Genomic DNA, 20,712 nt, shown 5'->3' on the forward strand with positions numbered 1-20,712 from the left:
GTTTTACGGCAGTGAGAGCAGAGATAGCGCTGATGTCCGGCAGTACTTTTACCGTTACGCACCACCCCGTCTGTAGCTGAACAGGAGGGACAGCTGATAGAAACAGAAGCCACTGGAGCACTTCAAAAACACCATCATACACTAAATCAGTAAGTTGGCAGCATCACCGAGCTTCCCTATGTCACGATTGCGCCCGTGCTATATGAATTCTCTATGACCTTTCCTGAGGTCGATATCCATATCAAAGAGCCTTTTCGCGGCGATGTGGAGGCGATGGTGAAAAATGGCGAAGTCGATCTGGGCATCGCGCTGTCTCACCCCGTTGAGAGCGAGAAAATTCAGTTTAGGCAGCTGGGGAAAGTGGTCATGGTGCATGTCGTCAGCGCCGCGCATCCGCTGGAGCAGCGCATCCCCGTCTCCTTTGCCGATTTGCACAGCTGGCGGCACATCACCTTTGGTTCCCAGGAGACAAGGATCGCCACCACCGAATACTTAGGCAGTCCCATGCTCTGGCGGGTGGAAAGCTACAGCGCGATGCTGGAGGCGGCGCTGGCCGGTCTCGGATGGGCGTCGCTTCCTCGCGAGTTCGTCGATCGCGAATTGCGCGCAGGGACCTTGATCGAGCTACGGCAGCAGGAGTACCCCCATACCGACTGGATCGTCGGCATTGATCTGCTCTGGTCTAAACAGGCGCCCGCCGGCAAAGCGCAACGCTGGCTGCGCGACCGTCTGGTGAAACATAAAATTTTTGAGCAGGACAGGGCGGGGAACCGAACCACGCTATAACGGTTAAAAATAGTTATCCAGACGTAAACGCCCAGGTTTTTTTCACCGAAATCATTTGGCCTGCTCGCTTTTTTACCAGACAATCTGCCGCCTTGTTATGTGTCTGGTCTGGCGCGGATGTCCGGTCTCCTTCGCTCTGTTCAGTCTGGCCAGACAAAGAGTGATCAATCCTGTTGCGCCGGCATCTGAACAACCAGTAATTCAAAGTGTAAAAATGACTATTCAAGCAAGTACGGAAAACGCAGTAGCAAACAGACCATCCTGGTCGCTGAAAGATACCATCTGGATGATGGGGGTATATGGCACCACGGTGGGCGCCGGCACGCTATTTTTGCCGGTGGAGGTGGGAACGCGCGGGCCGCTGGTGTTTTTTATGATGCTGCTGCTGGGCCTGCCGCTGTCGCTGATACCGCACGTGCTGATCTGCCGCATCTTTATGCGCGACCATCAGGCGGAAAACGCCGCTCTTCCGCTCTTCGGTAAATTCTTCGGCCCAAAAGGGCGTCAGGGCATTAAGATCTTTTTCTGCGTAGCCCATTTTCCCGTCACGCTGGTGTACGTCGTCTCGCTGGTCAATGCGTTAGACAACTATGTTACCGCCCACCTGCATGTCGCCGCACTGAACCGCGCCGTGCTGGCTTTTATCGCGGTGTCGTTACTCTATCTGGTGTTAAGCAAAGGCCGCGACCGCGTGGTCACCACCATGAGCACGCTGGCGATCCCCTTTGCCGTCTCTCTGCTGTTGATTGCCATGATGCAGATCCCGTCGTGGCATCTCTCCAACCTGATTCAGGCGCTGCGAGAGACCACGGCCGCACCTGCTGGCGAGTCGCTGAAGGCGCTCTGGCTGGCGCTTCCGCTTATCACCTTCTCATTCTGTTCCGCGCCGATGATGTCGCCGCTCTCCTCCTGGTACCAGGAAAAGGGGAAGGGCGGCGAGCAGAAAGCCGTACGCGTGGTCCGTCTGGCTTACTGCGCCATCTTTTTCAGCATCATCTTTTTTGTGCTGAGCTGTGTGCTGAGCATGCCGCGCGAGGTGTTTATCGCAGCCAGGACGCAGAACCTGAACGTGCTCGCGGTGATGGAAGGGAACAGTGGCGCAGGTCTGCTGTTTATCGTTGCGCCCTTTATTGCGATGGTGGCGATGACCAAATCGTTTCTGGGGGTTTGTCTGCCGGTCGCCGAAACTTTCGCTACGCTGATCGGCGACGCCGCCGGGCTGAAAGATCAATCCGGCCGCAAGCGAGCCAAAGCGGTGGCCTTTGCGCTGATGTTTGCGGTGTCGCTTGCGGTGGCCTACTGGAACCCGGACGTGATTGCGCTGATTGAAACCGTCTGCGGGCCGCTGATCGCGATCTTCCTGTTCGTGATCCCCGCCTGGCTGGTGTACACCCGAAGCGAGCTGCAGACGCTGCGAGGCGGCATGTCGCTTATCGTCATCGTCGGCGGCCTGCTCACCGTGTCGGCGCTGATGTACGGCATGCTTTAAACCGCGCCCCCCGGAGAAACGGGGGCGCGGTCGGGCGGTCAGACCTGACCGCTCGCCTGATTCCGGCCGTTGCGCTTGGCTCTGTAAAGCGCGCGGTCGGCCTCTTTTTTCAGCTGTTCAGCCTCTGCCGGTTTGCCTTCAGAGACCAGCGAACTGTAGCCGGCGCTGATGGTCACGATACCGAGCGAGACTTCGGTACTCTCATGCGCGATGCCCATCTCCATCACGCTCCTGACGGCGCGCTCGGCCACTATCTTCGCCTCGGACTCGTCGGTGTTCGGCATAATAATCGCGAACTCTTCGCCGCCGTAGCGCGCGACCACATCGCCGTGAAAATGAACGCTCTCTTTCAGCGCGTGGGCGACATCCTGCAGACACTCGTCGCCGGCCACATGTCCGTACGTATCGTTAAAGCGTTTAAAGCAGTCGATATCGATCATCACCAGCGCGATCGGGTCGCCGGTTTTCAGCGATTTAAGTAACCCCTGCTCAAGCAGCGCATCAAACTGCCTTCGGTTGGCCAGGCCGGTTAAGCCGTCGACCAGCGCCAGCGACTGCAGCGTGTGATTGATGTTGGTCAGCTCATCGCGCACGTAGGTTAATTCAATCTGATTTCTGACGTTGGCGCCCACCTGGCGCAGCAGCATGATGCCCATGCCGGTAATAGCGCAGAGCAGAGCCAAGTTAAGCAGCAGGTTAACCAAATTCCCCGCCAGCCATTCCCGACGAATGCTGTCGCGGTCGTAGCCCGCCGTGACGATCAACGGATAGCGCTCCAGCCGGGTGTAGCCAAACACGCGCACCACGCCGTCCAGCGTAGAGCGCCAGGTGGCGTTGCCGCTTGAGGCGGCCTTAAGCTCCGTTTTAAACAGCGGGCTGGACGCCAGCGTCCGGCCGATAAAGGCGTCAGGGAACGGGCGAATATATAAGACGGAGGAATCCGCCAGGATCAGCCCCAGGGTGTCTTTATTGCCCAGGGCGAAATAGCTGTAATACTGACGGAAATAGTCAACCCGCACGGTGGCCAGCGCGACGCCGGCAAAATGGCCCTGGCTGTCGTTCAGGCGAACGGAAACCGGGATCACCAAATCGCCGGTTGAGCGGCTGCGGATGACCCGACTGATAAGCAAATTCGTATCGTTATGGGTCCGATGCCAGATGAAATAGGCGCGATCGGCATTACTGGCGTTCGTCGGAACAAAATTGCCGGAGGAGGCGATCCAGTGCCCCTCGGTGTCGTAAATGAAGAGCCCGTGCAGCTGCGGTAGCTTAGCCTGCTGCTCTTTTAGCTGGTGCAGGAAAGCCGGCGTCGCGGCGTACTCATTGCCCCGCTGCCGGAGCTGCCGGACCGCATCCGCCAGGGTGATATCTACCTGCAGAAACGCATCTTCCGCCTGCTTCGCCAGCGAAACCGACAGGTTGCGGGCGTCGTCGTTTTTTTCGCCCACCGTCTGCTGCCATGAGTTCCATAACGACCAGGCGTTGATGGCGATAACGAAGAGGCTGGTGAGCAACAAAAACACGGCCATGCTTTTGCCGAGAGAGGTTTTTAACAGGGCGACGCCGGAAGCGCCTGATTGAGTTTTTCGCATAGTTAAGGGGGATATCAGCGCATACGGCAAAGGTCAGTAACGCATAATACATTAATTATGCTCAGGTCATAATGGTTAGCCGCATGCATTCTGAGCGCGCGCAGGTGCATGAGTCGCCTTTCAAAAAACGAATAAGTCATTCTCGCCTATACTTCACCGCGTTTGCTGGAATGTTCAGTCGCGCTCAGGTTTGCCGTTCGCGCGGCGGCGTATTCAGGCATAACGAGACGCATGATTTTTATCATTTTATTCTTACAGGGGATTTGCTGCTATGTTGCATTCTCAACCTTCACGCGCCGGCACGCTGCTGCTCCTGCTGGCGGCCGCGATCGGCTTCGCGCTGGCGCTCTACGCCTGGCTGACGCCTCTGACTGGCGTCACCGGCACCATCGGCGCGCTCGGCGTGGCGATCGCCAGCGTAGTTCTGGCTTTGCTGACGCTGATTTTGCGCGCCGCGTCAGGGCGCGGCGCACGCATTTTCTGGGGCATCGTGACGCTGATTGTGCTGGTGGGTATCGGCTTTGCCGCCTTACTGCTCCATCAGGGGATCATTACCGCCGCCATGGTACTCGGTCTGGCTGGTCTGATCCTTCTCGGCCGCCGTCCCGCCCGTCACACCACACCCGCCAGAGCCTGAGGAATTGCCCGTGCATAGCGATAAACAAAAGCAGCTGATGAAAGTCAGCATGACGGCGCTCGCGCTGCTGATGACGCCACTCACATTACAGGCCGAGGATAAGGCCGCCGAAGCTTCTCAGGGAACGCAGGAGAAGCTTAATGTGGATGCCGCCGATCAGCAGTCGCCTGGCACCACGAACACCACTAAAGAAGCCTCTTCCGAACAGGATGGCAAAAAGGTCGCGTCCGCCGCTAATACGGCGTCGCCGCTGGTGCCGGAAAAAGCGACCTGGGACAGCTTCCACGGCCAGCTTAACGCCCAGAAGTACAGCCCTCTCAAGCAGATCACGGCCGATAACGTCAGCAAGCTGGAAAAAGTATGGGAATTTCATACCGGCGACGTCTCCGACGGCAAAGGCAAAACGCCTGCCACCGTCTGGTCGGCCACGCCGGTGTTCGCCAACGATACGATTTACATCGGCACGCCTTTTTACCGGCTGATTGCGCTCGATCCCGGCACCGGGAAAGAAAAGTGGCATTACGATACGAAAGCGCCGCGCGAAGCGCTGACTCAGCCGGTCCTGAAGAACCGCGGCGTCTCTTACTGGCAGGCGAAAAACCCGGTTGCCGGGCAGGCCTGCCAGAAGATCGTTTATATGGGCACCGTTGACGGCAAACTCTATGCGCTGGATGCCGACTCCGGCAAACCATGCGAAAAATTTGCCGATAAGGGCGTGCTGAACGTCGAGCAGTGGAACACCCTGAATGCGAAATTTCCGCTGTCGCTGCTGCAGCCGCCCACCGTGGTCGGCAACCATCTGATCGTCGGCTGGGCGGGTAAAGACTGGGCCTATGCCGAAGCGCCTCCGGGTACCGTCTTCTCCATCAATGCCGAAACCGGTCAGCGCGAGTGGACCTTTGACGCCATTCCCGCCGACATCAGAAAGCGCACCGGCACCGCCAACGTCTGGACCCATATGTCCGCCGACGAGGCTAACGGGCTAGTCTATCTGCCGGTCTCTTCGCCTTCGCCTAACTACTGGGGCGGCAACCGCGTCGACGCCATTCCGCTCGGCACCTCAACCACCGCGCTTGATGTGAACACCGGCAAAGTCGTCTGGTCGCGCCAGTGGGTGCATCATGACGTCTGGGATTACGACATCAACTCCGCGCCGACGCTGATGGACATCACGGTCAACGGCAAACCGATCCCGGCGCTTATCCAGGCCACTAAACAGGGCTTCCTGTTCGTCGTGAACCGCCTGACCGGCGAAGATGTCTGGCCGATCGAGGAGCGTCCGGTTCCGCAGGGCGACGGCTCCGTTCAGGGCGAGAAACTTTCGCCTACTCAGCCGTTCCCGACCAAACCGGCGCCTTTGCTCGATCAGTCTAAAAAACCGGAAATCTGGAAGCTGGCCGATATCGTCGGCGCCGGGCAGTGCTCGCGTCTCTGGGATAAGCTGACCTATGAAGGCATGTATACGCCGCCAACCACCAAAGGCGAGGGGGCATTAACCTATCCTGACAGCGCCGGCGGCGTGCAGTGGGGCGGTGTCGCCTTCGATCCGCAGAATCAGATTGCGGTGGTGAACACCTCGCACATCGTGCAGTACGTCAAGCTCTACAGCCGTGAAGAGTACAATAAGGCGGATAAAGACTCCGGTAATGAGAGCGGATTCGCGCCGCAGGAGGGCGCGCCTTACGGGATGCGCCTGAACGTGGCGAATAACTGGCTCGGCATGCCGTGCTGGCAGCCGCCGTTTGGCGAGATCGTGGCGCTGGATATGCACACCGGCGACGTGAAATGGCGACGTCCGGTTGGCGCGTCTCAGCAGTACGGGTTCTTTATGCCGGAAAGCTGGGGCTCGCCCACTATCGGCGGCCCGGCGGTCACCGCAGGCGGCGTCATCTTTATCGGCGCCTCGATGGACGCGAAAGTCCGCGCTTACTCGCTGGCGAGCGGAGAGGAGCTTTGGTCCGATCAGGTTGAAGCGCCAGCCGTGGCAAACCCCTCGGTGTATGAATACAAAGGACGCCAGTATGTCGCCTTTGTCGCCGGCGGCAACACCATACTGAAAGATCAGGTCGGCGACCAGGTCGTGGTCTACGCGCTGCCTAAATAACCCTGCTGATAAGTTCTGAATCGAGAGCAAAGCGATTTGCTCTCGTTCAGAACGTAAAGAAGGCAGGCGACGCGGACGTTAGTTAAACACCATACCGCCGTCGATTAATAAGGACTGCCCGGTCATATAGTCGGAGTCGGGACCCGCCAGGAAAGAGACGCAGGCGGCGACATCTTCCGGCTCGGACAGTCTCCCCAGCGTAATGCGTTTAGCAAATTCCCGCGTGCCGTATCCCGCCGGCTCTCCCGCCGCCTCCGATATCTGCTTGTCGATCGCTTCCCACATCGGCGTTTTTACAATGCCGGGACAGAACGCGTTGACCGTAATGCCCGCAGCAGCCAAATCTTTAGCCGCCGTTTGCGTCAGCCCGCGCACCGCGAACTTGCTGGAACTATACACGGCCAGCTCTGGGTTGCCGACGTGGCCCGCCTGAGAACAGGCGTTGATAATTTTCCCGCCGTGGCTTTCCGCGGCGAAGGCCTGGATTGCCGCCTGCATGCCCCAGATAACGCCCTTCACGTTGACGTTATACACCTTATCGATCACCTCTTCGGTGATATCGGCGATCGGCGTAGAGGGCGCGACGCCGGCATTGTTCACAATGACGTCGAAGCCGCCCAGCGCGCGTCTCGCCTCCTCGACCGCCGCAAAGACGCGATCGCGCCGGGCGACATCGACCTGCAGCGCAACCGCCTTGCCGCCGGCGCGGGTAATCGTCCCCGCAACCTGCTGCGCGGTGTCGGCATTATAATCGGCGACCGCCACGGCAAAGCCGTCTTTCGCCAGGCGTAATGCGATCGCCGCGCCGATGCCCTGACCGGCGCCGGTAACAAAAGCCACTTTATTTTTCATAACGCTATCCTTTTAAGGTTAGATCAGAGCAGCTGGCTGAGATGAAGCTGTCCCATCAGCAGCGGGTTGTCGCTGTAGTCGACGGGAAGGGCAACCACAGCCGGCCCGTTCACATCCATCGCTTTGCGCAGCGTCGGCTCCAGCTCTGCCGCGCTGTTTACCGCAAACCCGGCCGCGCCGAAGGCTTCGGCATAGGCTTTAAAGTCGACCGGGCCGAAGTTGACGCCGGAGAGGCGCTGGTACTTTTTCTCCTCCTGGATGGCGACCATGTTGTAGGCGTTATCGACCCAGATAATGTGCAGAATGTTGGCCTTCAGCCTGACGGCGGTTTCCAGCTCCATGCTCGACTGCAAAAATCCGCCGTCGCCTGAGACCGACACCACTTTGCGCGACGGATCCACCAGCCAGGCGCCGATAGCCCACGGCAGCGCGACGCCCATCGTCTGCTGCCCGTTGGAAATCATGATTTGACGCGCGCGGAAGCTGTAAAGATAACGGGCGATCCAGATATGAAAGCTGCCCATGTCGACGGTCAGGCTGACGTCGTTGTTGATGATGTCCTGCATGGCGCGCACGATGCGCAGCGGATGCAGCGCGAACTGATCCAGGCTGGCGCCCTGCATCGCCAGCAGCTGCCGTTGCTGGCGGCGATCCTCCAGCACGGCGGCGGCCGCCTCGCTGAGCTGCAGCGGCGAGGCGATGCGCGCGGCGATTTTACGCACGGTCTGGGCGATATCACCCACCAGCTCGGCGTCAGGCAGGTAGAGATTGTCAGCCTCCGCCGGCAGCACATCGATATGCACCAGCATCGCTTTTCCGCTGTTCCACATCGCGGGCTCATACTCAACCGGGCTGTAGCCGATGGTGATGATCAAATCGGCCTGCTGCAGCAGACGATCGCCCGCCTGGTTGTTAAACAGGCCGATACGTCCGGCGAAGCGCGAAAAGTGCTCCTGACGCACCGCGCCGGCCGCCTGATAGGTGCTGGTGACGGGAATGCGGCTTTTGCTCAGCAGCTCGTGGATCGCCTCGCTGTTCTCTGGCTGGCTCGCCATCAGGCCCAGCAGGATCACCGGATTTTTGGCCCGGGCGATTTCGCGGCTGACCGCCTCGACCAGCGAATCGGGCGCGGCGCCCAGCGTGACGCGTCCCTTGTGCTGCAGCGGCGTGCCTGACACCGGCTGGTCGACGATATCCTGCGGCAGGCTGATAAAGGCGCCGCCGCCGCGGCCGTTCTCAGCATGGCGAAAAGCGTTGGACACGCATTCGGCCAGCGCAGAGGCGTCGGTAACCTCGACGGCGAATTTCGTCACCGGACGAAACATCGACACGGTATCCATGCTCTGATGAACCTGCTTGGCGCTGTCGGAACGCTTTACCGCGCCGCCAATCGCCACCACCGGATCGCCTTCGCTGGTGGCGGTAGCCATGCCGGTCACGAGGTTCGAGCAGCCCGGCCCCGAGGTGACCAGCGCCACGCCGGCGCTGCCGGTCAGCCTGCCGACCGCGGCCGCCATAAAGGCGGCATTCGCCTCATGCCTCACCGGGATCAGCTGAATAGGGGAATCCACCAGTGAATCGAACACCTTGTCGATTTTGGCGCCGGGAATGCCGAACACATGGTTGACGCCCTGCGCTTCAAGCTGCGCCACCACGAGATCGGCGCCGCTGTTCCAGAGCACGTTGGTTTTTAGCGTTTTCATCATCACCTCAGTTGTTAGCTTTCGACAGCCCGAATGGCTTCATCCAGATCCTGCGGGTTCAGATCCGCCTGCAGAAAATCGCGGTCCTGCGGCAGATCGATCACCAGCTGGCTGATGGCGCCGAACGTCAGCTCTCCTCTCTCCAGCACATAATCGAGGATGTGGCCGCCGCCCTGGCGATCGCCGGTAATAAAGTGCTCGTGGTAGCCTGCGACGTTGATGCCCTGCATATACTGCGGCGTGCGGAAGCCAATCAGTTCGCCCTCCGCCTCGCGAAAGTCGAAGGTGGGCTGATTGCCGAGCACTTCAGGCATGGTGCGATAGGGACGACACTGGCAGGGCACGGTGCGCGTCTGTACGGCATGAAAGCGGCCACTGATGCGCAGCGCGCAGAACTGGTTATCTGAGGTGATTTTGCTGTCGATAACGCGGTGCACATCGTCACGCGTGGCGGTTTCAGCGAAGCGGTGCTGGTATTCAGGTTTGAAAAATGTCATTACCGCAAAAGGCGTTTTCTGATCGGGCCTGGCAGGACGGGCGCTGCCGTCGGAGCGGAGCTGATACACCTCGCTGTCAAAAGCGATCAGCTCGCCGTCGAGCTGATTAAAAGTGCCCAGACCAAAATCGCCTTTGCGCAGCAGATCCGCAACCGTGGTCGATCCGTCGTAAACCCCGTTAAGAAGCGCGCTCATCAGCGAGGTCTGATAGATAACTTTTTCTGGTGATTTTTCCGCAAGTTTGCCAAGGGTTTCCTTGAGCTGATCCTCACATGAACAATCAGATACAATATTACACATATGGTGCCTCACAAACCCATAGTTAAGCCGTGTTAATATCATGTTGGGCCAGTTGGCTCGCAGAATCCAATAGCGAAACCTGTTAACTTTGAGACGTTTTTGATATGGAACTTCGGCATCTACGTTATTTCGTTGCTGTGGCCGAGACGCTGCACTTTACCCGCGCAGCGGAAATGCTGGGCATTTCTCAGCCGCCGCTAAGTCAGCAAATCCAGCGTCTGGAACATGAGATTGGCACGCCGTTGCTGAAGCACTTAACGCGTGGGGTCGAGCTGACCGAGGCGGGCAGCGCGTTTCTGCCTGATGCAATACAGATTGTGCAACAGGCCGATAATGCGCTGGAGAAGGCTCGCGGCGTGGCGCGAGGCATCAGCGGGCAGATGTCGCTGGGCTTCGCCAGTTCGGTGGCGTTTGGTCAGCCGGTATTCGATTTGATCCGGCGTTTCAAGGCGCGCTATCCCGCCATCACCCTGACCACGCGGGAGGAGAACATGGCGCTGCTGATGCAGGATTTACAGGAAGGACTGCTCGACGCGGCGTTTATTCGCCTGCCCTGCGAAAGCAGCAAAGCCTTTAATCTGAAGGTGATCGCCACCGAGAGAATGCTCGTCGCCTTGCCCGCTGGCCACGCGCTTGGCCATCAGCGAAGCGTGGCGCTGTCGCAGCTGGCGGACGAAACGCTGATTATCTTCCCGCGCGACGTCTCCCCAAGCCTGTATGAACTTATCGTCAGCACCTGTCTGCGCGCGGGCTTTTCCACGGCGCGATTTCAGCAGGCGCCGCAGATCGCCTCCTCTCTCGGCATGGTGGGCGCCAACTGCGGCATCGCGCTGGTGCCGGCCTCTATGTGCTGCGTCAATAACCCGCAGATTGTGTTTTGCGAGATCGAGAACAACACGCTTTATACGGATATCGCCTTTGCCTGGCGACGCAGCAGCACGGCCAGAACGGTATCGCACCTGCTCAGGCTGATTAACGATGCTGAGCAGGCCGCGTCGGGCGAGCCCTCTCCGCCCGACGGCGAGTGATCTTCAGCCCGCCAGCGCCGCCGCGAAGTCGCGGTACGAATGCAGCGGACGGCCCAGCAGCGCCACCAGCCGCTCACGATCGCCAGTCTGCGGGATCATGCCGTCGCTGACGTAGCGCTCGGCCATCAGACGCATTTCATAGGCCATCCATCTCGGCATAAATCCCGCCATGTTCGCTTCAAACGCGGCAGGATCGTCGCCGCCGTAGTTAACCGGTCGCCCGAGCGCCTCAGCCCATACCGCAGCGGCCTGAGGTCCGGTAAGGGTATCGGGTCCGACGATATTGATGGTTTCGACCGGCAGTTTGCCGGGAGCCCGGTCGCGTCGTATCAGTTCGATAGCGGCCACCTCGGCAATATCGCGCACATCGACCATCGCCAGCCCGACGTTTCCGATCGGCATCGGATAAACGCCGTGGTTGAAGATGACCTCTTTAACCATCGCGTCGTTATCGATGTAATAGGTCGGCCGCAGGATGGTGGCGCTAAAATTCATCGCCGCGAGCATCTGCTCCGCGCCGTACTTAACGGCAAAATGGGGAACGTTTACCGCTTTATCCGCCTCGAACACCGAAAGATAGACGATCCGTTCAACGCCGCATTCGCGGGCGACGTTCAGGGTAATGATGGCCTGCGTAAACTCATCGGCCGTGACGGCGTTCAGCAGGAAAAGCGAGCTAACGCCTGAGAAGGCGGCGCGCAGGGCGTCGAGATCGAGCAGCTCGCCTTTAACCGCCTCGACGCCTGGCCCAAAGCCGGCAGCGTCAGGGTTACGCGTCAGTACGCGAACAGCAGCGCCGCGGCTGATAAGCTGGGCGACGACATGGCGGCCGACACGGCCGGTGGCGCCGGTAACAAGAATAGTCATGATGTTTACTCCGTGATGTCAGGTGGGTGTAAACAGAGATTAGGGTGTTTTGTTTAATGGCGGAAGACGCTATTCTCGAGACTCTTTGTTCCATAAATGAGACAGCGTATGGATCTTAACGCCTTAACAGATTTTCACCTTATCGCCGCCTCGGGCGGGTTCGGCGCCGCCAGCCGCGCCAGCGGGCGTTCAAAGGCAACACTGTCGCGGCGGCTGGCCGATCTTGAAGAAACGCTTGGCGTCCGCCTTATTGAGCGCGGCAACCGTCGGCTTGAAATTACCGAGGCAGGTAAACTTCTGCTGGCCAGAACGGCCGGGGCCATGCGCGAAATCAGCGAAGCTGTCGTTATGACGCAGGAGGGCGCGACCCGTCCCAGAGGATGCCTGCGTATTGCAGCACCGCTGCTGTTTTCACAGGTGGCGCTGGGCCAGCTCACAGCCCGATTCCGCACGCGTTATCCCGACGTCCGGATTGAGTCCGTGGCAGAGGACAGGCTCAGCAATCTGGTTGAGGAGCACTTCGACGTGGCAATTCGCATTAATCCCCCACCGGACAGCGCGCTGGTGGGCAGATGCTTTGCCAGAGACAAGCTCATGCTGGTCGCCGCTCCCGGGTTTGAGATGCCGCTCAGCGATGGCGGCCGCCCGCTCCCGGTTGCTGCGGTCGTAATGCCCACGCACCGGGAAGGCGAAATCTGGTCGCTGGATAACGGGCGACGCTGCCTGGTCCCGCAGCCGGTGGCGCAGTTCTCTTCCCTGCTGGCCGTGCGTGACGCCGTAACGGCAGGCGCCGGCGCGGCGATGCTGCCCCAGTCGATTGTCAGTAATCTGCTGGAAAAAGGCGCGCTGATCGCATGGGGAGAGGCTAACGAGACGACAGAGCTGTGGGTGCTGCACACCTCTCGCCGCCTGCAGAGCCCAAAAGTCAGCGCCTTCGTGGCATTCATCTGCGAGCAATATCCCGGCGGCTGGTTTACAGCCTGAACCCGCGGGTTTAACCGGCGGGTTCAGGTGCATGCCGTTATTGTGCGCTGCCCGACTCCAGCGCACGCTGCAGCCGTTGCGCCGTGTTTTGCTCGCCCCGGCTCTCAAACAGCGGCACCAGTTCGGCCAGCTGCGCATCCGTCAGCCCTACGTTCCGGCTGATATTCAGGTGCGCTTTTAGCTGGGACTCCACGCCGGTCATGGCTGCCAGCGCGCCTACGGTCGCCAGCTCCCGGCGTTTCCAGTCGAGGTTGTCGCGGCTGAAAATATCGCCGAAAAGATGAACCTTCAGATAGCTATCAATGGCTGGCGCGAAATCGAAAAGCGCGCCTTTGACCGGGCCGCCAGCGAGCGTGGTCTGGTTCTGCGTGCCGACCGCCAGCATCTCTTCAGGCTTCGGCAGCGGCCCTGGCGTGTTGCCCTCCGCATCGTTTTTACCCTGCTCACGACGCGCCTCAACGACTTTCATCAGCTCAGCCAGCGCATTCAGGCTACGGGGAAAACCGGCGTAGGCGTAAAGCTGGACCAGGATCTCACGACAGTCGCTGATGGTGAGACCGGCATCCAGCCCCTGGTGCAGCGCAGCGTTCAGTGCGGGTATGTCGCCCGTCGCAGCGCTGGCGGCAATCGCCACCGTCTGCTTCTGCGGCGCGGTAAGAGGATGTTGCTGCTGGGTCAGCATGGTTCTGTTCCTTATCGAAGTGGGACTGGAAGCTTCTTCGGCAGCGCCGCTGGAGCAAAACAGCGCGACGCAGAGCGCCAGCAGGCTCCCCATGCGCCGCCGAATCGTTATGCCGTCAAGATTTATCATGAAACGCATACTGCTCGTCGCTGACGTGCTCCATCCAGTCAACCGCTATGCCTTCCTGCGCCTCGGCAATGGCGATATGCGACATGCTGTTCTGCGGCGCAGCGCCATGCCAGTGCTTCACGCCCGCCGGGATCCAGACGATATCGCCAGGCCTGATCTCGCGCGCCGGACCGTCCCATTCCTGAACAAGGCCGAGCCCTGAGGTGACAATAAGCGTCTGGCCGAGGGGATGGGTATGCCACGCCGTACGGGCGGAAGGCTCAAACGTCACGGTCGCGCCGCCCACGCGCGCCGGATCGCCTCCCTGAAACGGCGAGTCAATGCGCACCGTTCCGGTGAAATAGTCTGGCGATCCCGGTACCGAGGGTTTTTCTCCACTTTGCATGATGGTAATCACAGGTGTCTTCTCCTTTGAGTAAGCAGCTGAACAGGCCAGTGCGAGGGACATCGCAGCAGCGGCAAGGGTCTTCATACGGCTCCGGTTCTCAGTACAGGGAGCAACGTCAGGCGCCAGCCCCGCTGGTGGATAGTGAGTTCAGTGTAGGCTCCGTAAGATTGTTTGATAAGATGGTCAAATGTGAATGCGTATGTGCAGAATATTCAACAATGGTCCCTGAAAATCTCAACGACCTGCGCGCCTTTCTTCATGTGGCGCGTGAGAAAAACTTCACCCGAGCGGCCGCGCAGCTCGGCATGTCGCGCTCTGGATTGAGCCATGCGATTACGGCGCTGGAGGCGCGCCTTGGCGTCAGACTGCTGACGCGCACCACGCGCAGCGTCTCCCTTACCGAAGCTGGCGCGCGGCTCTATAACATGCTGCTGCCGATGCTGCGCGAACTCGACAGCGAACTTGCCTCGCTTCGCGCGCTGGGTAAAAAACCGGCAGGCACCGTGCGCATAACCGCGCACGATCACGCCATCGAGTCCGTGCTCTGGCCGCGACTGCGGCCGCTGCTGAAGCGCTATCCCGAGATGCAGATCGAATTAAGCGTGGACTATGCGCTGACCGATATCGTGGCGCAGCAGTTTGATGCCGGGGTGCGGGTCGGCAACGTGGTCGATAAGGATATGATCGCCGTCAGGATCGGCCCTGACTTTTATATGGCGGTAGTCGCCTCGCCAGATTATCTGCAGGATAAAACGGTGCCGGAAACGCCCGCTGAGCTGACGACGCATCAGTGCATCAATCTGCGGCTGCCGACACGCGGCGGGATCTACGCCTGGGATTTTGAAAAAGCGGGCAAAGCGTTATCGGTGCGGGTGCAGGGACAAACCGTTTTTAACACGACCGGGTTGATGCTGCAGGCGGCGCTGGATGGGCTGGGGCTCGCTTATGTTCCGCTGGATCTGGCGCAGCACTATATCGAAAGGGGAAAATTAGTGCCGGTTCTGCAGGCGTGGTGGCCGCTTTTTCCGGGATACCATCTTTACTACGCCAGCCGCCGTCAAATGATGCCTGCGCTGACTGAAGTGATTAACGCGTTGCGCTACAAGGAGGCCTGAGGTTCATAAAGCGTGCGAATAAGCGAATTTAGCTGAACCATCATGGAAAAAAACGGTCAAAGTCTGTTGGCTGCACACCTCCAGATATGACATTAACGCATGGCTAAACAACAGGGGGATAACCTGATGTATTTGCGTGTTAATTCAGCGCTAAAATCGGCCTGTTTCCTGCAATACTGTACCGTTCAGCGCATCTTTTCCCGGAGTTTCACACAGGCTGTCCACTTTTTCTGTGGATAACTTAGCGGCTTACTCTTCACTGTTTTCCATCAGATCAACCATTGCGCCTTTGTGCGCTTCCACATAGCGGATATAGCGCATCAGCGTTTCCGGTTTTTTCCAGGTCCCTTCCTGCATGATTTGCGGAACAGAATAGCCTTTGCGCGCCAGATCCTGCGCGGCACCCACGCGTGCGCTGTGGCCGCTCCAGCGGCGATAGCGATTTTTGTTCGGCTTCACGGTCGTGGTATGCCCGGCAGCCTCCCACGCGCGGGTGAAAATACTTTTCAGCGCGGGCGTGCTCATGGGTTCGTCGGTCACGATCATCACTTTTCCTGAGCGGTGCACCGGCGCAAAGAGATAGGCATCGGGTTCATTAATCAGTCCGGATGCCATAATCCACTTTGTCAGCACCGCTGACGACTTCGACCCCAGCGCTTTCACCAGGCTGCCGGTGTCCAGAATGGTTTTGGTCCAGGAACCTTCCAGGATGATGCGGCCATCTTCGGCGCGCATTACGTCGCCAACGCGAAAGCGCGCCACTTCACTGATACGCATTAAGGTACTGTACGCCACATGGAGAAAGGCGAGATCGCGCAGGTGACGCAGGCTCGCATTTTCTGACCATGCTGCTTCCACCTTTTGCAGATCGCTTAGCCGGAAAGGAACCGCCTGGCCGGTGCGCTCGCCGGAGACCACCGCCACGCGATTGATCTTTTTTACCGCACGCGAGACCAGCGGCGAGGTCGATGGCGGCACCAGCCCAGCGTTACGGTGTAACATCGTGATCAGCGACTGATGCGTGCCGATAGTCGATGACGCGCGCCCGATAGACTGCAAATAGCTCAGGTAGTCGCGCAGATCTTCAGGCGACATAGGAAGCAGCAGGCGATTGTTGGCCAATGCCCAGCGGTGACAGACGCGCATTACGCTCATTAGCTGTCGCCAGGTATTGGGCGCAAACGCATCTTTATCCTGTACGAACTCGCGCAGGCGTTGCGCAAGGTCGTCATCCGACTGAGAAAGCGGGAGCAGGGCGTGTGAGGTGATTAATCCATCCATATCTGTTCAATTTGTCCGCAATTCAGCTGGGGATCGCGCTACGTGAATTCTGAAAAAAAAGCAGGGGTAAACTGCTGCAGATTTTGCGTAGCGTTGTCATTTTAAGGCACATTGGTTGCCTTTTTTAATGTCCGGACATCGTTTTAAAGAGGAAGACGGAGGGCAAATAGCGCTTTCACTCAGGATTCAGACCGGATCCGCATGATAGCGGGTTTAGGAAGGGATGTCGCTGGGTTTGTATAAGTCTTATTATATGAAGTTAGAAATTTAGCTCACCCATGATGGATAGTGAGCAGGAGGCACAGGCAGAATCAATATTCAACTATGCTGACAGTTTCAAATAAAAACCAATTCAATTAGAGGCCTAAAATTGCAGATTCAATAACAAATACTGAACCTGCAACTCACCGGCTTTAAATCAGGCTTTGGCTAAAAATCGCGCCCGCCAGGGCTTAAGTACCCATATGGCAAGTAAAGCACAGGCAATGTCCAGAGTAATGGCGCTACCAAATACTATGCTCCAGTTATGCGTATGCTGATAAAGCAATGCCGCTACGGGACCACCGAATATAGAACCAATACCCTGAGAAATATAGAGCCAACCGTAATTCTCCGTAGCGAAGCGAGTGCCAAAGGTGTCCGTTAAGGTTGCCGGGAATAAAGAAAATATCTCTCCCCAGCCAAAGAAAACTACGCCGGAAAGTAAAACAAATAACACAGGATCACTTTTACATAACAGCCACAACGTCATAGCAATGCCTTCAAGACCAAAAGCAAAAAACATCATTTTTTCACGACCAATACGATCGGAAATGTAACCACAAAAGGGTCGTGTAAGGCCATTCATCAAGCGGTCTATGGTCATGGCCAAGGGTAAAGCCGCCATCCCCAAAATTGTTATTGAAGTGATGCCAAAGTCTTCAGCAAATATAGCCATCTGTGACGTAACCATAAGTCCTGATGTAGACATCATGGTCATCATGATAAACATCAGCCAGAATATGGGCTGCCGTAGCATTTCTTTTGAGCTGAAACTTTTGGGAGCGTCAGCTGATCGCTGCCCTGCGCGCGATTCAATACTATCTTTTGGCATCCTTAGCCCCTGGCTGGCAATAAATCCAACGGATGCCATCATAATGCCAAACTGCCAAAACGTCTTTTCCAGTCCTGCTGTAGCGAGCGAGGCGGTGACGGGAAAGGTTGTTAAAATGGCCCCCATTCCATAACCTGCTGCCACCATGCCCGTTGCAAATCCTCTTTTTTCAGGGAACCAGCGAACCATTAATCCGACCACACCGATATAAACGATGCCCGTGCCAAGACCACCAATTACTCCATAATAAAGGTAGAGTTCAAAAAGCGAGTCAAGCCGTGAGACGAGCATCCAGCTAATACCGGCCATCAGCGTCCCGATGGTGATAAGCACGCGCGGGCCAAAACGGTCAATTAATTTTCCCTGAAGCGGGGAGAAAAACGTCTGAAGGATGATTAAAAGTGAAAAGGTGATCTGAATTTCTGCCAGTGGCGCGTGTAATTTTTCCATCAAAGGTCGGGTAAAAAGCGCCCAGACATATTGCGGGCTGGAGATTGAAATCATACACACCAACCCCAAAAAGAGTTGCGCCCATTTCTTTCTGTAGTGGGAAACCTCTACCTCTGATAATACTGAACTTGACATCATCACACTCCGGCTTAAACGCATTTTACTTTTTAAAGCATTTACCGTGCCATGCCTGATCAGAACGCTAATATCGCTGTTTTATAGAAATTTAATATACATGAGGAAGATTCTTGCCCTAAAATGTGGCGTCTCGCATCAAAAATGTGCGAGTGAATATATTTATAGCATTACCAGGGCTCATCTCCCCAAACAAACTGTTACGCAAAGTGATGGTTTACATGTTTATCTATTTTTTGCGCGAAAATATTGCGCATTTTAGCTAGCAGATCGTGATTTATTTTTTTTACAAATACCTTACTTCAGTTTTAATGTAGTTGTTACAAGGAAAAAATAAATTGCACCTTTGCTGACTTGCTTTTGAACAATTTGCACCCCTCCCAATCCTCTCCTACGCTTTCCCCCCTGAACACACAAAACCCATTGCGACTACGATCGCCTTTTTAAGCTGTAAAGGAGGAAAGTAAATGCAATACCGTAAACTGGGCCACTCGGGCCTGCTGGTCTCGAAATTCGTGCTGGGCACGGTGCCGTTCGGCGGCAAAGCGGGATTTGAAAAAACCGGCAACGTTAACGCCAGCGAAGCGCGCCGCTTTATCGATATCGCGCTGGATCACGGCGTTAATATGATCGACACCGCCGATCTCTATTCGATGGGCGGCGCGGAAGAGGTGGTCGGCGAAGCGCTCGGCGATAAACGTGACAAGGTCATTCTGGCGAGCAAAGCGCGCAGCCCGCTGGGCGATGGCCCGAATGAGAGCGGCGCCAGCCGTTACCATCTCGTCAAAGCGTGCGAAGCGAGCCTGCGCCGCCTGAAAACCGACCACATCGACCTTTATCAGATCCATAACTGGGATGGCGTCACCTCGGTTGAAGAGACGCTGCGCGCGCTGGAAGATCTGGTGAAAAGCGGCAAAATCCGCTACTTCGGCACCTCCAACTACACCGCCTGGCAGATGATGAAGACGTTAGGCTGCGCCAGCGAACAGCAGCTGCTCAAGCCCGTCAGCCAGCAAATCTACTACACGCCAGAATCGCGCGAAGCGGAGTTCGAGCTGCTGCCGATGGCGATTGACCAGCAGATCGGCACGCTGATCTGGGGGCCGCTGGGCGAAGGCCTGCTGACCGGCGCGGTCAGCCGTCACGGCAAAGCGCCGGAATCCACGCGTCAGGGCAGCGGCTGGCCGGAACCCTACGTCCACGATATGGAGCACGCCTATAACGTGATCGAGGTGCTGGAGCAGGTCGGCAAAGAGATTAACGCCTCTATCGCGCAGGTCTGCCTGGCCTGGCTGGCGGAGCGTCCCGGCGTCAGCGCGCTGATCGTCGGCAACCGCAGCGAAACGCATCTGCGTGAAAACCTCAATGCCTTCGAGCTCACCCTGAGCAATGAGCAGCGCCAGCGCATTGAACGCGTGACGCGTCCGGCGCCGCGCTATCCCTACTGGCACCGCTTCACCAGCGGCATGGACCGTATCGATCCGGCAGAGCAACCCTTCCTGGATGAGTACCGTCAGACCCTCGACGAACGTAAAGATCAGGCGCAGAAATAAGCCGCACGCTGGCCGCGCGATGTGGCCAGCCTTTATTTTTATGCCGTAAGCACCTCTTTCAGCACAAATAAAAACGGCGGCCCTAAGGCCGCCAAAAACCCTCAATTATGGTTAGTATTGAGGAAGCAGTGGCACTGCAATGATGAAGAGATTAGCCCTTAACGCCGCCCGCCGTCAGGCCGCTGACCAGCCAGCGCTGCGCCAGCAGAAACACCAGCGTGATCGGGATGGCGGAGAGCACGGCGGCGGCGGCGAAGTCGCCCCACAGATAGTTCTGCGGGTTGAGATACTGCTGCATCCCCACCGCCAGGGTGTAGCTGTTGACGTCCCGCAGCAGCAGCGAAGCAACCGGCACTTCCGTTACCGCGGCGATAAACGCCAGAATAAACACCACCGCCAGAATCGGTACTGAGAGCGGCAAGAGCACCAGTCGGAACGCCTGCCACGGCGTCGCGCCGTCCAGCGCGGCCGCCTCTTCAAGCGAGCCGTCGATGGTTTCGAAATAGCCTTTAATCGTCCAGACGTGCAGCGCGATACCGCCCAGGTAGGCGAAAATCACGCCGCCGTGCGTATTCAACCCCAGGAAAGGCAGATACTGCCCCAGCCGATCGAATAAAGCATAAAGCGCCACCAGCGAAAGCACAGCCGGGAACATCTGAAAAATCAGCATCCCTTTCAACAGGCTGGCGCGTCCGGCGAAGCGCATGCGAGCAAAAGCATAGGCGCAGGTGGTGGAAAGCGCCACTATGCCGAGCGCGCTGATGCTGGCGATCTTCACCGAGTTCCACAGCCACAGCAGCACCGGAAAGGGCGGCGGCGTGACGCGGCCGTCGGCATGGGTCACGCTGAAGCCCAGCGCCAGCCGCCAGTGCTCCCAGGAGATCTGCTCCGGGATCAGGCTGCCGGTGGCGAAGTTGCCCGCGCGCAGCGAGATCGCCACCACCATCAGCAGCGGGAAAAGAATCGCGGCGATAAACGCCAGCAGCAGCAGATGGGTCAGCAGCAGACGCAGCTTCTGCGATTTAGGTTGTACCATAGCCATAACGC

General features: G+C 57.8%; 19 protein-coding genes. 8 read left to right on the forward strand and 11 right to left on the reverse strand.

Annotation, left to right across the window (positions count from 1 at the left end; genetic code table 11):
- The coding region (locus tag MHZ89_RS20905; protein ID WP_001348174.1) for an IS1 family transposase at positions 1 to 113 on the reverse strand (113 nt) is incomplete at its 3' end.
- A 49-nt stretch (positions 114 to 162) separates the two neighbouring features.
- Between MHZ89_RS20905 and MHZ89_RS20910 the strand changes: the two genes are divergently transcribed.
- Together MHZ89_RS20910 and MHZ89_RS20915 are read left to right on the forward strand one after the other, a co-directional pair.
- Positions 163 to 786 carry a substrate-binding domain-containing protein gene (locus MHZ89_RS20910; protein ID WP_227741460.1) on the forward strand — a complete coding sequence of 208 codons (624 nt, stop codon included), beginning with the start codon at positions 163 to 165 and terminating at the stop codon, positions 784 to 786.
- A 214-nt stretch (positions 787 to 1,000) separates the two neighbouring features.
- Positions 1,001 to 2,275, forward strand: coding sequence for an amino acid permease (locus MHZ89_RS20915; protein WP_200879048.1), 1,275 nt, complete (start codon positions 1,001 to 1,003; stop codon positions 2,273 to 2,275).
- A 38-nt stretch (positions 2,276 to 2,313) separates the two neighbouring features.
- Here the strand turns inward: MHZ89_RS20915 and MHZ89_RS20920 are convergent, their stop codons facing one another.
- Positions 2,314 to 3,867 carry a sensor domain-containing diguanylate cyclase gene (locus tag MHZ89_RS20920; RefSeq protein WP_224481799.1) on the reverse strand — a complete coding sequence of 518 codons (1,554 nt, stop codon included), beginning with the start codon at positions 3,865 to 3,867 and terminating at the stop codon, positions 2,314 to 2,316.
- Between the two features lie 271 nt (positions 3,868 to 4,138).
- Here MHZ89_RS20920 and MHZ89_RS20925 point away from each other — a divergent pair, with 271 nt between their 5' ends.
- Positions 4,139 to 4,504 (forward strand): hypothetical protein, encoded by a 366-nt coding sequence (locus tag MHZ89_RS20925; RefSeq protein ID WP_033755676.1) that lies wholly within the window; start codon positions 4,139 to 4,141, stop codon positions 4,502 to 4,504.
- A 49-nt stretch (positions 4,505 to 4,553) separates the two neighbouring features.
- Positions 4,554 to 6,608 (forward strand): pyrroloquinoline quinone-dependent dehydrogenase, encoded by a 2,055-nt coding sequence (locus MHZ89_RS20930; RefSeq protein WP_369799195.1) that lies wholly within the window; start codon positions 4,554 to 4,556, stop codon positions 6,606 to 6,608.
- 78 nt (positions 6,609 to 6,686) lie between these two features.
- Here the strand turns inward: MHZ89_RS20930 and MHZ89_RS20935 are convergent, their stop codons facing one another.
- Genes MHZ89_RS20935 through budA form a run of 3 tightly spaced genes read right to left on the reverse strand, consistent with a single transcriptional unit; the run spans position 6,687 to position 9,960 of the window.
- Complete coding sequence (locus MHZ89_RS20935; protein ID WP_033755672.1) at positions 6,687 to 7,460, reverse strand: (S)-acetoin forming diacetyl reductase; 774 nt, start codon at positions 7,458 to 7,460, stop codon at positions 6,687 to 6,689.
- A gap of 23 nt (positions 7,461 to 7,483) precedes the next feature.
- Complete coding sequence (gene alsS / locus MHZ89_RS20940; protein ID WP_033755671.1) at positions 7,484 to 9,163, reverse strand: acetolactate synthase AlsS; 1,680 nt, start codon at positions 9,161 to 9,163, stop codon at positions 7,484 to 7,486.
- Between the two features lie 14 nt (positions 9,164 to 9,177).
- Positions 9,178 to 9,960, reverse strand: a complete 783-nt coding sequence (budA, locus tag MHZ89_RS20945) for an acetolactate decarboxylase (RefSeq protein WP_033755670.1) — start codon at positions 9,958 to 9,960, stop codon at positions 9,178 to 9,180.
- Positions 9,961 to 10,064: 104 nt separating this feature from the next.
- Between budA and MHZ89_RS20950 the strand changes: the two genes are divergently transcribed.
- The gene (locus tag MHZ89_RS20950; protein ID WP_311784528.1) at positions 10,065 to 10,988 is read left to right on the forward strand and encodes a LysR family transcriptional regulator; all 924 of its coding nucleotides are present in this window, start codon (positions 10,065 to 10,067) and stop codon (positions 10,986 to 10,988) included.
- Positions 10,989 to 10,991: 3 nt separating this feature from the next.
- On the opposite strand, the gene MHZ89_RS20955 is transcribed toward MHZ89_RS20950, so the two are convergent.
- On the reverse strand, positions 10,992 to 11,855 hold the full coding sequence (locus MHZ89_RS20955; protein ID WP_311784529.1) for an NmrA/HSCARG family protein: 864 nt from the start codon (positions 11,853 to 11,855) through the stop codon (positions 10,992 to 10,994).
- Positions 11,856 to 11,963: 108 nt separating this feature from the next.
- On the opposite strand from MHZ89_RS20955, the gene MHZ89_RS20960 reads away from it, so the two are divergent.
- Positions 11,964 to 12,839, forward strand: coding sequence for a LysR family transcriptional regulator (locus tag MHZ89_RS20960; protein WP_033755664.1), 876 nt, complete (start codon positions 11,964 to 11,966; stop codon positions 12,837 to 12,839).
- 37 nt (positions 12,840 to 12,876) lie between these two features.
- Here MHZ89_RS20960 and MHZ89_RS20965 read toward each other — a convergent pair whose 3' ends face one another.
- Complete coding sequence (locus tag MHZ89_RS20965; RefSeq protein WP_072010474.1) at positions 12,877 to 13,650, reverse strand: carboxymuconolactone decarboxylase family protein; 774 nt, start codon at positions 13,648 to 13,650, stop codon at positions 12,877 to 12,879.
- Positions 13,637 to 14,122: a cupin domain-containing protein gene (locus MHZ89_RS20970; RefSeq protein WP_033755661.1), complete on the reverse strand. Its 486-nt coding sequence runs from the start codon at positions 14,120 to 14,122 to the stop codon at positions 13,637 to 13,639. Before MHZ89_RS20970 ends, MHZ89_RS20965 begins: the two co-directional genes overlap by 14 nt.
- A 134-nt stretch (positions 14,123 to 14,256) precedes the next feature.
- On the opposite strand from MHZ89_RS20970, the gene MHZ89_RS20975 reads away from it, so the two are divergent.
- Entirely contained in the window at positions 14,257 to 15,153 is an 897-nt protein-coding gene (locus MHZ89_RS20975) for a LysR family transcriptional regulator (RefSeq protein ID WP_033755660.1), read from the forward strand.
- A gap of 249 nt (positions 15,154 to 15,402) precedes the next feature.
- Here MHZ89_RS20975 and MHZ89_RS20980 read toward each other — a convergent pair whose 3' ends face one another.
- Together MHZ89_RS20980 and oxlT are read right to left on the reverse strand one after the other, a co-directional pair.
- Positions 15,403 to 16,434, reverse strand: coding sequence for a tyrosine-type recombinase/integrase (locus MHZ89_RS20980; protein WP_033755658.1), 1,032 nt, complete (start codon positions 16,432 to 16,434; stop codon positions 15,403 to 15,405).
- Positions 16,435 to 16,852: 418 nt separating this feature from the next.
- Positions 16,853 to 18,136 (reverse strand): oxalate/formate MFS antiporter, encoded by a 1,284-nt coding sequence (oxlT, locus tag MHZ89_RS20985; RefSeq protein WP_033755656.1) that lies wholly within the window; start codon positions 18,134 to 18,136, stop codon positions 16,853 to 16,855.
- Positions 18,137 to 18,579: 443 nt separating this feature from the next.
- On the opposite strand from oxlT, the gene MHZ89_RS20990 reads away from it, so the two are divergent.
- Positions 18,580 to 19,665 carry an aldo/keto reductase gene (locus MHZ89_RS20990; RefSeq protein WP_311784531.1) on the forward strand — a complete coding sequence of 362 codons (1,086 nt, stop codon included), beginning with the start codon at positions 18,580 to 18,582 and terminating at the stop codon, positions 19,663 to 19,665.
- A 151-nt stretch (positions 19,666 to 19,816) separates the two neighbouring features.
- Here the strand turns inward: MHZ89_RS20990 and malG are convergent, their stop codons facing one another.
- On the reverse strand, positions 19,817 to 20,707 hold the full coding sequence (gene malG, locus MHZ89_RS20995; protein ID WP_033755652.1) for a maltose ABC transporter permease MalG: 891 nt from the start codon (positions 20,705 to 20,707) through the stop codon (positions 19,817 to 19,819).
- Positions 20,708 to 20,712 lie beyond the last annotated feature (5 nt).

This window comes from Pantoea sp. ACRSB (assembly GCF_022346905.1).
Lineage (GTDB): Bacteria > Pseudomonadota > Gammaproteobacteria > Enterobacterales > Enterobacteriaceae > Pantoea > Pantoea piersonii.

Coding starts and splice junctions, on each gene's coding strand:
- MHZ89_RS20915 (WP_200879048.1), top strand. CDS start 1,001: ATGACTATTCAAGCAAGTACGGAAAACGCAGTAGCAAACAGACCATCC.
- MHZ89_RS20920 (WP_224481799.1), bottom strand. CDS start 3,867: ATGCGAAAAACTCAATCAGGCGCTTCCGGCGTCGCCCTGTTAAAAACC.
- MHZ89_RS20925 (WP_033755676.1), top strand. CDS start 4,139: ATGTTGCATTCTCAACCTTCACGCGCCGGCACGCTGCTGCTCCTGCTG.
- MHZ89_RS20930 (WP_369799195.1), top strand. CDS start 4,554: ATGACGGCGCTCGCGCTGCTGATGACGCCACTCACATTACAGGCCGAG.
- MHZ89_RS20935 (WP_033755672.1), bottom strand. CDS start 7,460: ATGAAAAATAAAGTGGCTTTTGTTACCGGCGCCGGTCAGGGCATCGGC.
- alsS (WP_033755671.1), bottom strand. CDS start 9,163: ATGAAAACGCTAAAAACCAACGTGCTCTGGAACAGCGGCGCCGATCTC.
- budA (WP_033755670.1), bottom strand. CDS start 9,960: ATGTGTAATATTGTATCTGATTGTTCATGTGAGGATCAGCTCAAGGAA.
- MHZ89_RS20950 (WP_311784528.1), top strand. CDS start 10,065: ATGGAACTTCGGCATCTACGTTATTTCGTTGCTGTGGCCGAGACGCTG.
- MHZ89_RS20955 (WP_311784529.1), bottom strand. CDS start 11,855: ATGACTATTCTTGTTACCGGCGCCACCGGCCGTGTCGGCCGCCATGTC.
- MHZ89_RS20960 (WP_033755664.1), top strand. CDS start 11,964: ATGGATCTTAACGCCTTAACAGATTTTCACCTTATCGCCGCCTCGGGC.
- MHZ89_RS20965 (WP_072010474.1), bottom strand. CDS start 13,650: ATGATAAATCTTGACGGCATAACGATTCGGCGGCGCATGGGGAGCCTG.
- MHZ89_RS20970 (WP_033755661.1), bottom strand. CDS start 14,122: ATGAAGACCCTTGCCGCTGCTGCGATGTCCCTCGCACTGGCCTGTTCA.
- MHZ89_RS20975 (WP_033755660.1), top strand. CDS start 14,257: ATGGTCCCTGAAAATCTCAACGACCTGCGCGCCTTTCTTCATGTGGCG.
- MHZ89_RS20980 (WP_033755658.1), bottom strand. CDS start 16,434: ATGGATGGATTAATCACCTCACACGCCCTGCTCCCGCTTTCTCAGTCG.
- oxlT (WP_033755656.1), bottom strand. CDS start 18,136: ATGCGTTTAAGCCGGAGTGTGATGATGTCAAGTTCAGTATTATCAGAG.
- MHZ89_RS20990 (WP_311784531.1), top strand. CDS start 18,580: ATGCAATACCGTAAACTGGGCCACTCGGGCCTGCTGGTCTCGAAATTC.
- malG (WP_033755652.1), bottom strand. CDS start 20,707: ATGGCTATGGTACAACCTAAATCGCAGAAGCTGCGTCTGCTGCTGACC.